Raw genomic sequence first — 15,662 nt, 5'->3', positions numbered from 1 at the left:
ATACTTTAGGTTTGCGATAATAGAAAGAAAAAACACACAAATCAAATGAAACTGTGGGTTCTCTATCCTGACTCTGTATATCAAACAAGGAAGCACGACATGCACAAATAACCCATCATTATTTAATATTATTTTAAACGCCAGTGAAGAGAATATTAACGAAATATTGTAAGCTTTGGCAAACATTTGAAAATGGGCATATCAGAGGAAAAGCTTCTACGTTTTTGGATCCTGATAGGAAATTTTTTTCATGGTTTATAGTGGATCCGCGCAAAAGAGATGTAAATTGAAGCCGCTTTTTAGGATCAAAAATTGCAAAGGGGGATACTACTTAACGGTCGTTTCATATTGAAGAAGATAAACTTACTGGGACTTTTCTTATTGGTATTATTGATTTGCTGCAAGAAGGATGAAGAGAACCTTATTGGGCCTGGTTCAGAATCAGCTATTCCACCCCGCAAATCGAATCTGGTGGTTGAGCTTCCGGAAACTTTTGAGGGGAAGATCCTGCTGGACGGAAATAACGATGAAGCCTTCACGAAACGGGATTGGCAGGGAATTCCCTCTGTGGTGGTATCACAACAAGGGGTTATCTTTGTGGCATGGTATACGGGATCTAAGGGAGAGGGGCCGGGTAATTATATAACCGTTTCAGTTAGTACGGATAAAGGCGTTACCTGGAATCATAATGCCCTAATAGTAATTCCAGCTAAACCGGAGATTCGTTTTTTTGATCCCGCACTGTGGACAGATAAATATGGCAATGTGTTTTTATCGTGGTCGAAATCCCGGAATTCGTTATGGGACGGCAAGGGCGGTGTCTGGTTTACTAAAATAGGGTTTGAGAACCGTTTTACTTTCACCATGCCCAGGCGTCTTGCTGATGGAGTAATGATGAACCGACCGTCGGAGGATATCTCGAAGACCTCCCTGCTTTATCCTATTGCCGTATGGAAGATGGGAGGAACGGTCAATAGCGGAATCTTTGTTTATAAATCGACCTATAACGATCAGTATAACAATTCAAGAGGGTTTACTAAAGTAAGCAGCATAAAATTCGATGATAACCTGCGTTTATATGATGAGCATCAGGTCATTCAGCTAAAAGATAAGAGTTACCTGGTAATGATCAGGGGAATTGACGGGATATATTTTACAAAAAGCAAGGATCTGCGGAACTGGGATAAAGTGAAAAAATTTACAGCAGTAGGCAAGACGGCAAGTAGTCGCTTTTTTCTCGGAAGGTTGAAGTCTGGTAAACTTGCACTCGTTCTAAGCAATAGTGTTGAAAGAAGTAATATGAAAATATTTCTTTCTGATGACGAGGCAAAAAGCTGGAAGTACAGTATGCTGATCGATGTTAAACTGGGTGTTTCTTATCCCGATCTTGCGCAAAGTCCGGATGGGACTATCAACATTGTATATGACTTTAACCGTTTTAATGAAATGCATATAAATCTTGTCTCGTTTAAAGAGGAGGACGTAATGAAGAATAACTATCAGAATATATTCAGGACACTTGTAAGCGGTAAGCAATAAGGTGCCTGTACTGTTTTGCTAAACTTTATCGTATATTCGTGCTCTAAGTTTTATGTGAAAACTCTGTGCAGATTTCCGGCATCTGCATTAAACCTTCTGCTATGCAAATACTGGATTGTACGTTTCGTGACGGAGGATATTATACTCAATGGGACTTCCCGGATGATTTGGCAAAACCATATTTTGAAACGATGGAGCGGTTGCCTGTCGATATTGTTGAACTCGGGTATAGGAGTCGCCCTCAGAAAGGGTACTACGGACAGTATTTTTATTCACCTGTTTTATTACTACGGAAAGTAAGAGAACTGGCGCCAACGAAAACTCTCGCTGTCATGCTGAATGAAAAAGATTGCAGCCTGAACGAGCTCGATTCGCTTCTTGATCCCTGCAGAGGTCTTGTCGATATGATACGCATAGCGGTTGCTCCGGTACGATTTTCAAATGCTATTGCCCTGGCGGAAATAATCAGGGAAAAAGGGTTTAAAGTTGGGATTAATATCATGTACATATCTTCTCTTAATGAGAACTCCGCCCTTTTCGATACTCTCAGTAAAGGAGATGATGTGGCAGATGCTATTAGTCTCGTTGACTCTTACGGAGGCGTTTCCCCGGAACAGTTAAAGCTGATTGTATCGCTCTGTAAAGGAGTCACAAGTATTCCTCTGGGTTTTCACGGTCATAATAACCTGGAGCTGGCAATGGCCAATACCCTGACTGCAATAGACTCGGGATGTGAGATAATTGATGCCACAATAACGGGTATGGGACGTGGGGCCGGCAATCTGAGAACCGAATTGCTCCTCACCTATCTCGCTGCGAAGAACGGACTTGAAACGGATTTCGATAAGTTAGGAAATATTGTAGCAAGATTTGAGAAGTTGAAGGAGGATTATGGCTGGGGGACTAACCTTCCTTATATGGTTTCGGGAGCTAATTCTCTTCCGCAAAAAGATGTAATGGATTGGGTAAGCAAGCGTTATTACTCCGTTAACAGTATAGTAAGGGCTCTCCAAAATCAAAAGAGAGGTGAAAAAGATAATTTGAAGCTGCCTGTTTTGCAACCTGCTTTATGCGAAAAAGTGATTATAGTAGGGGGCGGTCCTTCAGTCAACGAACATGCAGAAGCAATCCGTTTGTTTGTGGAGAAGGATCCGGAAATAGTTGTTATTCATGCAAGTGCGAAGAATGCTGCGGTTTTCAAAGGGGTAAATAATAAACAATATTACTGTATTGTGGGAAACGAAGGGCAACGGCTTGAAAGTGTATTTAGTGCTGCAGAGGGAATAGACGGGATTTGTGTACTGCCGCCTTATCCGAGGAAAATGGGAACTTTTGTGCCCTCGGGGTTAATTGAACAGTCTTTCGAGCTTGAAGATGTGAGCTTTAGTACAAAGTACGCAGACTCTCATACAGCAGTGGCGCTGCAAACAGCAATACTTTTGAAAGCCGTGGAGGTGTTTTTGCTGGGATACGACGGGTATCCGAACCAGTCGCTCTCTGTAAAAGAGCAGGATCTTGTTAACGAAAACAATTATTTGTTTAATGAAGCAGCAAAGCACTTCAGTACTTTTGCCGCATTGACTGCTACCCGTTATGAAATCAGGGAGCAGCTTTCTTTGTATCAATATATCATATGAAAGTATTAGGAGTTATTCCGGCCCGTTACAGGTCTTCAAGATATCCTGGCAAGCCGCTGGTAGAGCTGAATGGTAAAGCAATGGTTATTCACGTTGCAGAAAAAGCTGCGCTTGCTCTGGGCGCTGAGAATGTGATTATTGCTACCGATGATCAGCGGATTGCGGACGTTGTGGAAAAAGCGGGGTTTCAGTATCTGCTTACATCGGATGATCATCCTACCGGTACAGATCGCTTGTGGGAGGTTGCCCGGAAAAGGGAAGCTGATATATATATCAATATCCAGGGTGATGAACCCATGGTTGATCCCAAAGATATCCGGCGGATTTGTTCAGTTAAGAAAGAATTTACCGGTTATGTAATTAATGGGATGTGTGCACTGGCTGATAGTGAGGACCCAGCAAGTGTAAATATCCCGAAAGTTCTGGTAAATTCAGGAAATGACCTTATCTATATGTCACGGTTACCCATACCGGGAATTAAGGCTCCTGGAGCAGTGCGACCTGTATACCTGAAGCAGGTATGTATTTATGCTTTCAACTACGATCAATTGAGAGCATTTGGCGAAAGGGGAGGGAAAGCAGAATTCGAAGCGTTTGAAGATATTGAAATATTGAGATTCCTGGACTTAAAAATCCCTGTCAAAATGGTTTATACAGCAGGCAATACACTTGCGGTTGATGTTCCTGAAGATGTCAGTAAAGTAGAGGAAGCTCTTAGATTAGGTTGAGATGAGTATTAAGAATATTTTATTCGATTTTGATGGGGTGATCCTGGATTCAAATGGAGTCAGGGAACGTGGGTTTGAGATGCTTTTTGCCGGTTATTCTGCTGGTCAGCTAGATACGATCCTGCGTTATCACAGGAACAATGGAGGGCTGTCGAGGTATCACAAGATCCGTTATTTTTATGAAGAAGTCCTGCAAAAGGAAATCAGCGAAGAAGAAGTGAACCAGCTTGCAGAGAAATTCTCTGTGCTGATGAAGAAGGAATTGGTGAACAGGGCACTTATAATTGAAGACGCTGTTGCATTTATCAGGGATAATTATCGTAATTACGAGATGCATATTGTGTCAGGTTCTGATGGTAATGAACTGAGATATTTATGTGCTGAACTAGGTCTAGCTGGTTATTTTAAAACGATTCAAGGATCTCCTGTACCGAAAATTACTCTGGTAGGAGAAATACTTGATCAGTATCATTATCAGAAGGAAGAGACTGTATTAATTGGGGATTCGATTAACGACTATGATGCAGCAAAAGCGAACGGAATTGGTTTCCTTGCATACAGATTTGTTTCAGAAAAAGAGATACAAGACATCAGACGTATTAAGAGTATAAATGAAATACAAGATCATGCTTGAAGGACAATGAGAGATAAAAGGATTATTGTTTCTTGTATTCCCGTTTTAAACAAGGAACAACAGAATGGCATGAAAAACTTATTGCTTGATCTGCAGCAACAAGGTTGCAAGGTTTACTTCTGGAGTCAGAATAAATATGAAAGTCTTTCTGATTTTTATATCGTTCCTTATTATAAAAAAGCCAGAGTTCGCATTTTCGTTTATCAATTAATAGTCAAACTCTTTGTTGACAGGAAGAAATGGGTATCCCGTTTGACGAAATGGTTGGGTACGGATTATAGAGATTCAAATGAGAGATATAACATCTTTTCGAAGGAGGCTATTGCTCTTTTCAGCACTATTGAACCAGATTTGTTTATTTGCTGGAATCCCTATTGTTGTCAGTTTGGTATAGCTTTCGATATAGCCAGAGTTTTAGGGATATCGACATCTGCTATAGAATGGGGCTTTCTACCCAATACATTTATTCTTGATGAAAAGGGGACCCTTGCTTCATCCCAAATATTCAATTGTAATCCTCTTAAAGGAAAGTCAGACGAGGATATGCAAAGATATTTTTATGAAGGCGAGAAGATATTTGATACGTTAAAGAATTCCAGCCTTAGTCTTTATAATCAAAATAATGTTGTTTTTCCGATAGGGGTGGATAATGATAGAGAAGGAGTATTTAAAGTCTTATTGTTAGGGATAGATGAGGTCGATTCCGGTGCTTTTCCGAGAGAGCACAGGGAAAGACATGGGCTTCTTCCATTTCATGAATCTTCTTTGCAAACGGCAAAAGCTTTTGCAGAAGCTGATTCGGCTTTTCAAGTTATTTATAAACCTCATCCTTCACATAACGAGTATTTTGAGAACGTAAAAGTTCTGAAAAATTTGTGGATTGTTAATGGGAATCCAGATCAGCTTATAGGGTGGGCGGATGTTATCGTTTGCTCTGGATCGAAGATGGAGTTTTCAGCTTTATTAAAAAATAAGCCACTTATAAATGTCGGAGCCGGATTGCTTTATAAAAAGGGATGTTCTTATGAAATTGAGTCTTCATCTCAAATAGCAGAGTGTGTAAAAGTTGCTTGCTATAATAATGTGTCAGATCTTCAGCTTTTAAGCTTTAAACAATTTCTTGGCTTTTTAAAGCTTGATTATCTATATTCCACAAAAGATAGAAATCGTGAAATCACTGCAAAGTTAATGATCAAGTAGTCAATGTTGTCAGATAAGAAAATTCTATTTATTTCCCATGATGCGTCGAGATCAGGTGCACCAATTGTGCTTTTACACTTGTTGAAGTGGATTAAAGAAAATCGGATAGTGAAATTTGATATTCTACTAAAAGCCGGTGGTGATCTTGAAAATGAGTTTGTGAAATTGGGTAATGTCTTTATCTTAAAAAAGGAAGAAGAAGAAAAACAAGGACTAAAAAGAATACTATCTGGAATCAAAGAAAAGCTTTTTGCAAAACGCAAGGAATCCAATTTTAAAGCATTGTGGGGAAGAAGTTATGATTTGATTTATTTTAATACAATTGCCGCCAATGATTTAATTGTTGAATTAAAACAGCTTTTTAATTGTCCTGTAATTTGCCATGTTCATGAAAATGAGTTTACGATAAAGAACTATTTCCCGGGTAGCTTAAACCGGGAAATAATACAGAATGTCGATCGGTTTATTGCTGTGTCGGAAAGTACGAAAAAGAGCCTCATTACTAATTTTACAATCCCTGGTAATAAAATTAGCCTTTGTTATGAGTTTATCGATCTAAAACGTTGTCAGGATAACGTGTTGGAAGACGCAATGTCTGTTAAAAAAAGATTGGGAATAGAGGACGGAGAGTTTATAGTCGGAGCAGCTGGAACTTGTTACTGGCGAAAAGGAACTGACCTTTTTTTACATCTAGCATATCAAATAAAAAAGCTGGATCCGACTAGTAAGATTCGTTTTATTTGGGTTGGAGGATCTTATGAGAAGGAATATCAGCTTCAGCTGGAATATGAATTAAAGTGCTTAAGCCTTGAAAATAATGTGATTTTTACTGGTCATAGACACGATCCTCATAATTATTATCAGATCTTTGATGCATTTGCTTTAATGTCAAGAGAGGATCCGTTTCCTTTAGTATGCCTTGAAGCCGCTTCCTTGGGAAAAACGATACTATGTTTCGACCAGGCAGGAGGTATGCCGGAACTAATATGCGAGGGGGGAGGGATAGTACTTCCTTATGGTGATACGCGGCAGATGGCAAAAGAGATGCTCTCTTTATATCATGATAAAACAAAGCTCAAAGTCATGGGAGAACAAGCTCAAAAGATCGTACAACGTTTTGATGTAAATAGAGCAGGTTATGAGATAAAGAAGATAATAGAATCAGCTATTTAGAACATTTTTCACTGCCTGCAGGTATGCATGCCCCCATTTCTGATCCGGTTCCAAATGACATCCTTCTCCCCATTCGTTCCAGGCATTTATGAAAATAAAGCGTTCAGACTCACGAAAGGTTGAGACTGTCATTTGCGCAGCTATTTTGAGCCAGGTTTCAAATAATTCGGGAGTAGAATCTTTATAAATGGTCGCGCCACTTTGACGCCGGGCAGAATTATCCCATGAAGGACATACTGATCGAAAATACTTATACGTCCTTTCTTCTTTTGCAAGGGTCGTTTCCATTAATGCAGAATAAAGATAAACGGTGTTGTCAAAGTACTCATTTCTCACTATCTTTTTTTTGTGAAGAAACTTTTCCAATTTATCCTTGGTGGGATTGATATATGTTGCACTTGATCCTAAGTCAAAAAAATCAGGAGCAAACTCTAATCCCGCATCAAATCCATGCAGTTTTGGATCAATATTTTTTTCGAAATTTTCCACTCGTATCAGAAAGAGATCTGGAAATCCGGCAAGTTTAGCTTGCTCCCTCCAAATGTCTACTGCTGTGTTTATATCTGGGTGAGATTCAGATCGATACATTAAAAATACGGGTTTGCCATCTATTTTGATATATCTTTCGTCCTGGAAAAAGTTGATAAGATATTGAATATGTTCTTTGTCATCTTCAATGCTATATTGTTGAGGCTGGAGGACTTGATTATCAAAGCCATCCCATCGCCTTGTCCAATTTTCATTTGCCCAACAAAGACAGAATGGCATATCAATCTCCTTATTTTTGAGTACAAGATGCAAAGGTTGCTCTAGTAATAGTTTGCCGTTAAACCAATAGTGATAATAGCAGAAGCCATGAATGCCATATTGCTTTGCAAGGTTAGCTTGGTCTATATGTGTTTCAAGTAATCTTAAGTCGTAAAACCCTAAGTCTGCAGGCAGATGGGGTTGATAATGTCCTTTAAATTTAGGTTTGGATCTGGTGACGTTGGTCCATTCAGTAAACCCCTTTCCCCACCACATGTCATTCTCGGGGATTGGGTGGAATTGTGGAAGATAAATCGCAATTGCTTTTATTGAATGGTTCTCAACTGTTTCCTTCATCTTGTTACTTTTGCATGAATATAATGGGTGGCACCCACTGGCAAGTATATGATTATTTTTTAATTCTTTAAGATAACTCTGCTCAGAGGTCTGTTATGGGCGTTTATTTATTGAAGTGATTCCTTTATTTATGTTGTCAACGGAAAAAACGTTAAAATAATTATTTATGGTATTTCAGAGTGCTGCAATAATTCTATTCTCCATTTGTTTTTAAACTTATGTCTGTTATTATGAAGCAGAGATGAGACAGCTTCCTGTATGGAAGAAATCTTTTCAAAGTGCACTATTTGAGACTGTGGCTGATAGATGATTTTCTTTCCCAAAATGTGCTTTACCCCCATGCATAAATCTGTATCTTCATAATAGGCTGGTGTATATTGGTCATCAAGGCAGTGGAGCCTTTCAAAATCTGTTTTTCTTATCATTAAACTAGCACCAGAGCAATAATCTACCTCTTTAGCTTTATTAAATCTTAGGAGGTCAGCAGGCTCAAGGCTGCCATAACGGTCTGTTGATCCGTTACGATAAATAATACCTCCGGCTTCCTGCAGTAGTCCGTTTGGAAAGATCAATTTACTACCGGCGCATCCTACCGCCTGATCTGTAAAGAAGGTCTTCAGTAGATTTTCCAGCCAACCGTTTCGCGCTTGTGTATCATTGTTCAGGAAGCATAGGAAACGTCCTTTTGCCTGGGATGCCGCCTTGTTACAAGAGCGGAGAAATCCCATGTTATCCATATTTCTGATATAAACTATTCCGGTAGCATTTGACATGAAAAAAGTATGCGTGCTGTCGGTTGAACAATCATCAATGACGATTATCTCATATTGAATATGCGTAGAAATCTTTTCTCTCAACGAGAGTAAGCAGTTATATGTATAGGCCAACTGATTGTATACAGGTATAATAATGGAAACCTCAGGCGATTCGGACGATTTTAAGTGAATATCCTTTTTTAATATCTCGCTATCGGGCAATAATGGTAAAAGATCTTGTGCTGTCAGATGCCCGTGTCCTAAAAGAATCCATAAGAATTCTCTCCACATGTTATTTCTAATGTTTCTGTCGTATGATGCTGTTAAAGCAAACGATTGTTTGGTTATAATTCTGAAGAACTTTCTGTAGGATGATTTTCTGAAGGTAAGAACACTAAGTAATACCCATACAAGCCGCTTCGCGTAAAGTTTAACAAACGATTTATGGTAGATATAGTTGAAGTTGCCATTGCCAAACAGGAAGTACTTTTCAATCATCTCTGTACAAACCTGTTTGTTATTCTTTTCGATCCAACCATAAAGTGACAGTTTACTTTGTTCCATTTCAAAGGTTTTTAAGCTAACATCTGAGTGATTCATCCAGATCTTCATAACACTTGTCCGTTACAAATGCTGACATGAAAATTTCACTGGCAAGTTTACTTTGTGTGCTATAAAATGTATCATCGGTGAGCAGTGTCGTGACATATCCGGCAAACCGTACCGGATCGTCGCTAATAAGGCACCCATTGTTGATTTTATTGGGCATACCATCTATGGCGCGTTGTGTGCCTACTACCGGAAGCCCGAAAGACAGGGCCTCAATAACCTTTACCTTAATCCCTGTACCAGCAAGCATAGGACAGATGGCAATTTTGGATTTCCTGTAATGATCGGTTAGATCCGAAACAAAAGGGATCATCGTTATTCCGGCGTAATCACCATGTATATGTTCTGTGATCTTTCCTATAATGCATATCCTGACACCGGCCGGTAGTAATGGATATACATGATTAAGGAACCAGGTAATTGAATTAATATTATTGGTATTATCGCTGGCTACGTAGATAATATCGAATTCTTTAGCCTGAAACACCCGCTCCTGGGCATCAAACATCATTGGAATAAATGTCACCTTCTGTTTCAAAAACTGGCTGAAAATATACTGTTCATCAGAAGAAATGACCCATATCTCATTAAATAACGACAATCGCCGCAATTCTTCTTCCAATGATAGCCCAACAGACAGGTTTTCGTCTTTCTGGTGCTGAGAGGTCAAAAGATCATGAGTATCTATTATCGTTTTTGTATTATCAAGATATGCACTATCTTTTATCAGATTGGCCCAATATGCGTAACTAATGATCACCGCATCGTAGTGCTGATTTGCCAGTATTTGCTCAAAAGCTTCTTTTAGATATGACGGGGTATGGTCCGGAATTGTCAATTCCTGTTTTACTCTCTTTTTTGATCGAAATAAAGAAGAATATTTAAAGGTGTTATTTTTCATAACGGGCTCTTCTTTTAAGAGGTAAACCTTTTCAGCCAGCCCTTGCGATTGCATTGAGGCAACATTTTCTTCATTCCAGTTATCCCAGTAATCCAGGCCTACATAGTCGACGCAAAAACTCCGTTCTCTAAAATACTTAAGCAAGTTTAATGCCCGGATTTTACAGCCTTCATTTTTGTCCAGTGGGTTTGAGGGAAAGAAAAATAATATTCTCTTCATGGATTCGATTTTATCAAAATTTTTACTTCTTCCCAGACCCTGTCAACACTAATTCTCGACAAGCAAGGAAAAGGTTCATTAAAATCATTATAGTATTTACACTGCCAATTGCAATAATAACACGGCATTGGACTGAAAGCACAAGACGGCTTAGAAGTTATATTTTCCGGATATGGGGCAAACCGGTTAAAGTGCCCACCGCCGGTAATACATATCACAGGAGTTTTACAAGCGGCGGCAATGTGAACAGCACTGGTTTCATTCGAGATAACAAGCCTTGAATCAGCAATTAATTGAACCAGTTGTGGTAAGCTCGTGCTGCCAGTATGATCTTTTAGCCGGATTGAAGGCGGAAGACTGCCAATGAGGTAGGAGGCGACCGGTACTTCTCCCGGGCCTCCCGCCAGTACGATATCGGAAGTCGTCTCTTCCAGAAGCCGTTTTATAATTTCAAGGAATTTTTCTTTTTCCCAGTTACGCTTGTAATAGCTGGATCCTGCAAAGATTAATATATTTCCTGATTGATGTCTTTCGACAGTAAGTTCAGGACCTTTGATAAGCAGTTCCCGCGTTTCAATTATTTGGTGAAAAAAATAACGGTTTCGTTCAAACTCGTGCGTAATTTCTTTTGGAAGATCGATGAGCCTGGTATAGAGTTTATCTGTTTGTGGCTTATAGATGGCGTCGTGTTCGTTATCGCTGTCGTAGGCAACCGATTCTCGTCCCGCAGCCAGGGCCGCCAGGCCGTTTCCCATCAATGAACGCGAGTAAGTTGACTGCAATACGACTTCGTATCTGCGTTTAAAGAGCATCCAGCCTAACTTAAATACTTCCCGGGGCTTTTCGTATAAGGGATCTTCATTTATAAAATGAAACTTCGAAACGGTCTGCCCGTCATACTCAATCGCCAGGTCTCTCCAGCCTTTATTTCCTAAGAGTTCAATCTCATAGGTTCTATATTTTTCAGAGGTTTTAAGTACTTCAAGGAAGTTCCGGAAGAGAACATAGTCGCCAATAGCATCTATTTTAACTAACAGTATCCGTTTTTCAGCTTTCCTGAACCTGGAAATAAACTGAAAAAGCCAGGAAACCTTTAGCAGGATAAATTTGACGAGTTTAAATTTCTTTTTGTTTTTGATATACATCGTAATGCAACAACCTCCCCTGTTGTCAATACGTCAATTCCAGACAAAGCGTAACATCATTCACCGAAAGTTTGCATTTCAACGAGACGCCTGTACACTCCGTCGGCATTCATTAGTTCAGTATGCGTACCTCTCTCAACAATTCTGCCCGATTCTAATACAAGTATCAGGTCTGCATCCTGTATGGTACTTAAACGGTGTGCGATCACCAGGGTAGTCCGGTTTTTCATCAAACTATTAAGAGCATCCTGCACCAGCCTTTCAGATTCCGTGTCCAGTGCAGATGTCGCCTCATCCAATAACATAATTGGAGGGTTTTTCAGAACAGCACGGGCAATGTTTATACGTTGCTTCTGTCCTCCCGATAGCTTAATTCCCCTGTCGCCGATATTCGTTTGATAGCCATTGTCTGTATTAATGATAAAATTATGGGCATTAGCTATCCTGGCAGCTGCTTCTACTTCTTCCTGGGTGGCATTTGGTTTTCCAAAAGCAATATTGTTGAAGATGGTGTCATTAAAAAGGATAGATTCCTGGTTGACAAACCCAAGCTGCGCGCGCAGGGAATCCATTTTTATCTTTTTAATATCGATCCCATCAAAATAGATGTTACCGCTCTGGGGCTCGATGAAGCGGGGGATAAGGTCCATGAGAGTCGACTTTCCACCACCTGAAGGGCCAACCAGCGCAATAGTCTTACCTCTCGGTATTTTCATAGAGACATCGTTCAGTATCGTCTTCTCGCCGTAGGCAAAATGAACCTGATCAAGGACGATAGAGTCTTTAAAGCCATTCACTTCTACCGCATCTGGTGCGTCCTTTATTGATGCTTTCATATCTACCAGCTCAAGTATACGCTCCCCTGCTGCAAGACCAATATTGATGCCTGTAAATGAATCGGAAAGGGCTTTCGCCGGGCGGGTTAACTGCGAGAAAATACCGATGTAGGCTATGAATTCTGGTGCCGATAACTCTCCGCTGCCGCTCAATACCAGGCTTCCGCCGTAAAGAACGATAAAAACGACCATTAATACCCCTAAGAATTCAGAAATAGGAGATGCCAGCTGCTGCTTTTTTGCCATTTGACGACCTATCTCCGAAAAGTTCTCATTCTCCTTGTTGAACTTATTTTTGATGAAGGCGGAGGCGTTAAATGCTTTTATGATCTTTACCCCGGTAAGCGCTTCTTCCAGGTTGCTGACCATTACCCCAAAAGACGCCTGCGAACCACTCGCCTGCTGTTTAAGGCTCTTAACGAGCCGTGCGATGAAAATAGCGGAAACGGGGATAAATAGTATAGATACGAGACTTAGCTTTAATGAAATGGAAAACAATGCAAACAGATAAGCAAGCAGCTGAAAAGGTTCCCGGACGATTACCTGGAGTGTGCCCGTAACTGTAAATTGTACCACCTGCACATCATTGGTGATCTTTGAAAGTATATCTCCCTTGCGTTCATTATTGAAGTATCCAATGTGCATGTCCATCACATTGTTAAATACGGTTCTGCGTATATTCAGCAAGGTGTGGATACGCAGGTTCTCTATAATGCGTTGGGATAAATATCTGAAGATGTTGCTCAATAATACAGATATAACAATTGTGACGCAAATAAACTGTAAAGCACCATAAGTACCATAAGCATTATTTATCTCCTGGGAGTAATATCTGAAGTTACCCATCATATCGAAGAAGGAGTCGGGCCTGGAATATACTTCTTTAACCTTAGTTGTTTCAAAAAGGAAAGTCAGCAGCGGTACTATAAGAGCGAGATTCAGAGTGTTGAAAAGTACAGAAAGGAGCGTCGTTATAATATATGGGATTGCAAATTTCTGTATGGGTTTCGCAAACGATAGTAACCGGAAGTATGTCTTCATTCAATCTAATAATTTGCAAAAGTATTAAAAATGATCCGATTGAAGGCGATATAAGATTAAGATCATGTCAATAATGACTTTCACTTTAATATTTATCTTTGACGCAGATTATTTCGTTCACCATGGAAGGTTCCTATCCTAAGATTTCTATTGTAACACCATCATTTAATCAGGGGCAGTATCTCGAAGATACTATTCAATCGATTCTTTCACAGGGATATCCCAATCTGGAATATATCATCATTGATGGCGGAAGTACGGATAACTCCCTGGATATTATCAGGAAGTATGAATCCAGCCTCGCCTGGTGGGTAAGTGAAAAGGACGAAGGCCTTTACGATGCCCTGAACAAAGGTTTCAGTCGGTCTACAGGAGATATCATGGCTTGGCTGAACTCCGATGATATGTACCATAGAAGATCTTTGTTTGCAGTGGCGGGGATGTTCCAGGCCTTTCCTGACGTGTCGTGGATTATGGGAAATAGTACCTTCTATAATGAAGACGGGAATGTCTTTGCATTCGACGGAGAACCCAATGAGCAAAGATGGTCCAGGCGAAAGATGTTTTTCAACAGGGGAAAGTTTATTCAGCAGGAATCTGTTTTCTGGAGGCGTGGCTTGTGGGAGCGTTCAGGCGCTTTCGTTGATCATTCGTATTCCCTGGCTGCCGATTTTGAATTGTGGATGAGGTTCCTAAGGCATGAGCAGCTTTACTCTTCAGCATTTATGCTGGGCGGATTCCGTTTCAGGAGGGAAAATCAGAAAAGTAATCAGCAGCGTGAAGACTACTTAAGAGAAGTGGAGGCTATCATTAACAGGGAGAAGAAGGAAAGTAACAATAGCAGGGACATCATGTGGTGCAGGTTACTTCTTTTATTGGTTCGTCTGGTTCCTTTCGCTAAGTTAAGGGAGCGGCTGAAAGCCAAAGTGTTTAAGTTGCCCAGGAAAATAATATTCAGCCTGCACCAGGGATTTGTGTTTAGTAAAAGATAAATAGAGGATTGATGTACAATCAGGAAGCCGCCAGTTTTGCTTTCAATCGCCTGAACAGAAACCGCAGCCATATCTTTACCCCGTAGTGTTTTAAAACCAGCGACACATGCTCTTTTTCAAAAAGCTTGTCCTTATTTAGTGAAGAAACACCGGTGTCACTAAAGTTTGCGATGATATAGTCCCGGAACTCAAATCTGAAGTCAGGATCCTTCCAGCACTGCATGTTCAATACATGGTCTGCAGATATCTTGTAGCGGGTATCAAAAGAATATTTCTTAAATACCGAGGCCGGATAGATGACAGACTGATGGCAAAGTCCTGTTTTAGCATGGCGGTAGGCATTTACCTCCGACAAATATCTCCGGCCGCTCATGATGACACTGCCGTAATAAATAGTCTGAGAATCCCGGAGCTGTGTTACAAAGTCTGAAAATGCATCCAGCAGCAGATCATCTGCTCCCAGGAAATACACCCAGTCGCCGGAAGCATGGCGAAGCCCTTTATTCATGGCATCGTATATCCCTTCGTCGGGTTCGCTTCGCCAAAAAGCGATCCTTGCGTTGTTTTTTTCAAGGATATCTACCGTGCCGTCAGTGCTGCCGCCGTCTATTACAATAATCGCGATATTCGGATACCGCTGCCGAAAAATGCTGTTCAGGCAGTCCTGGAGGCTGCCGGCCGCATTATAGGTTACAATAATGATGGAAATTTGGGGCAGGGAAAGCTGGCCGGATGTATTCAAATTAATAAGAGCTGACTTTCAATACCAGTTGTTTATATCCGTTCTTACAATACCATGCGCCGTCCTGTACGATACTTGCATACTTGGTAAAGTTCTTTTCATCATGCTCCCTGGAGTTTAAAGGATGATGCAAATGATAACAAACGGCCTTCATTTTAACCTGTTTCTGTACAAGTCCGTAGTTTACAAACCGGGCAGCCAGTTCGATATCCTCATGTCCCCAGCCGTTCATCTCATTATTGTAACCATTGACGGCGATAAAATCCTCGCGCCAGAAAGCACAGTTGCAGCCTTTGAACTTATCGCATTTCTGATTCTTTTTGATGAACAGAGGTGCCAGGAAGGGAATCCGCATGGCATTAATCTTATTTCTTACATTCGGATCCAGGATAAACACTTCCAGGGGG

14 protein-coding genes are annotated in these 15,662 nt (G+C 40.5%); 7 read left to right on the top strand and 7 right to left on the bottom strand.

What is annotated here, in order from left to right; genetic code table 11:
• Positions 1-348: 348 nt before the first annotated feature.
• From DDR33_RS09055 to DDR33_RS09030, 6 genes are all read left to right on the top strand, one after another.
• The gene (locus DDR33_RS09055; protein ID WP_158280689.1) at positions 349-1,539 is read left to right on the top strand and encodes a sialidase family protein; all 1,191 of its coding nucleotides are present in this window, start codon (positions 349-351) and stop codon (positions 1,537-1,539) included.
• Between the two features lie 101 nt (positions 1,540-1,640).
• The gene (locus DDR33_RS09050; RefSeq protein WP_109415547.1) at positions 1,641-3,176 is read left to right on the top strand and encodes an aldolase catalytic domain-containing protein; all 1,536 of its coding nucleotides are present in this window, start codon (positions 1,641-1,643) and stop codon (positions 3,174-3,176) included.
• Positions 3,173-3,904 (top strand): 3-deoxy-manno-octulosonate cytidylyltransferase, encoded by a 732-nt coding sequence (locus tag DDR33_RS09045; RefSeq protein WP_109415447.1) that lies wholly within the window; start codon positions 3,173-3,175, stop codon positions 3,902-3,904. The genes DDR33_RS09050 and DDR33_RS09045 overlap by 4 nt, the downstream gene beginning before the upstream one ends.
• Before the next feature lies 1 nt (position 3,905).
• Positions 3,906-4,538, top strand: a complete 633-nt coding sequence (locus DDR33_RS09040; protein WP_109415446.1) for an HAD family hydrolase — start codon at positions 3,906-3,908, stop codon at positions 4,536-4,538.
• A 6-nt stretch (positions 4,539-4,544) separates the two neighbouring features.
• Positions 4,545-5,738 carry a hypothetical protein gene (locus DDR33_RS09035; protein WP_109415445.1) on the top strand — a complete coding sequence of 398 codons (1,194 nt, stop codon included), beginning with the start codon at positions 4,545-4,547 and terminating at the stop codon, positions 5,736-5,738.
• Between the two features lie 3 nt (positions 5,739-5,741).
• Complete coding sequence (locus DDR33_RS09030; protein ID WP_109415444.1) at positions 5,742-6,911, top strand: glycosyltransferase family 4 protein; 1,170 nt, start codon at positions 5,742-5,744, stop codon at positions 6,909-6,911.
• Here the strand turns inward: DDR33_RS09030 and DDR33_RS09025 are convergent.
• From DDR33_RS09025 to DDR33_RS09005, 5 genes are all read right to left on the bottom strand, one after another.
• Positions 6,900-8,015: a glycosyltransferase WbsX family protein gene (locus DDR33_RS09025; RefSeq protein ID WP_109415443.1), complete on the bottom strand. Its 1,116-nt coding sequence runs from the start codon at positions 8,013-8,015 to the stop codon at positions 6,900-6,902. The two genes, DDR33_RS09030 and DDR33_RS09025, sit on opposite strands and share 12 nt — an antisense overlap.
• A 164-nt stretch (positions 8,016-8,179) precedes the next feature.
• The gene (locus tag DDR33_RS09020; protein ID WP_158280688.1) at positions 8,180-9,061 is read right to left on the bottom strand and encodes a glycosyltransferase family 2 protein; all 882 of its coding nucleotides are present in this window, start codon (positions 9,059-9,061) and stop codon (positions 8,180-8,182) included.
• A 289-nt stretch (positions 9,062-9,350) separates the two neighbouring features.
• Complete coding sequence (locus tag DDR33_RS09015; RefSeq protein WP_109415441.1) at positions 9,351-10,499, bottom strand: glycosyltransferase; 1,149 nt, start codon at positions 10,497-10,499, stop codon at positions 9,351-9,353.
• The gene (locus DDR33_RS09010) at positions 10,496-11,644 is read right to left on the bottom strand and encodes a glycosyltransferase family 9 protein (protein ID WP_109415440.1); all 1,149 of its coding nucleotides are present in this window, start codon (positions 11,642-11,644) and stop codon (positions 10,496-10,498) included. The genes DDR33_RS09015 and DDR33_RS09010 overlap by 4 nt, the downstream gene beginning before the upstream one ends.
• Before the next feature lie 56 nt (positions 11,645-11,700).
• The gene (locus DDR33_RS09005) at positions 11,701-13,521 is read right to left on the bottom strand and encodes an ABC transporter ATP-binding protein (RefSeq protein WP_109415439.1); all 1,821 of its coding nucleotides are present in this window, start codon (positions 13,519-13,521) and stop codon (positions 11,701-11,703) included.
• 98 nt (positions 13,522-13,619) lie between these two features.
• Between DDR33_RS09005 and DDR33_RS09000 the strand changes: the two genes are divergently transcribed.
• The gene (locus DDR33_RS09000; protein ID WP_238387730.1) at positions 13,620-14,513 is read left to right on the top strand and encodes a glycosyltransferase family 2 protein; all 894 of its coding nucleotides are present in this window, start codon (positions 13,620-13,622) and stop codon (positions 14,511-14,513) included.
• Between the two features lie 19 nt (positions 14,514-14,532).
• Here the strand turns inward: DDR33_RS09000 and DDR33_RS08995 are convergent, their stop codons facing one another.
• Both DDR33_RS08995 and DDR33_RS26650 read right to left on the bottom strand, forming a co-directional pair.
• Positions 14,533-15,255, bottom strand: coding sequence for a glycosyltransferase family 2 protein (locus DDR33_RS08995; protein WP_109415437.1), 723 nt, complete (start codon positions 15,253-15,255; stop codon positions 14,533-14,535).
• Between the two features lies 1 nt (position 15,256).
• The coding region (locus tag DDR33_RS26650) for a galactosyltransferase-related protein (protein WP_238387729.1) at positions 15,257-15,662 on the bottom strand (406 nt) is incomplete at its 5' end.

It is taken from the genome of Pararcticibacter amylolyticus (assembly GCF_003130405.1).
Classification (GTDB): domain Bacteria; phylum Bacteroidota; class Bacteroidia; order Sphingobacteriales; family Sphingobacteriaceae; genus Arcticibacter; species Arcticibacter amylolyticus.
The sequence above is the reverse complement of the archived record's forward strand: the minus strand, read 5'-3'. Positions and strand labels throughout refer to the sequence as shown.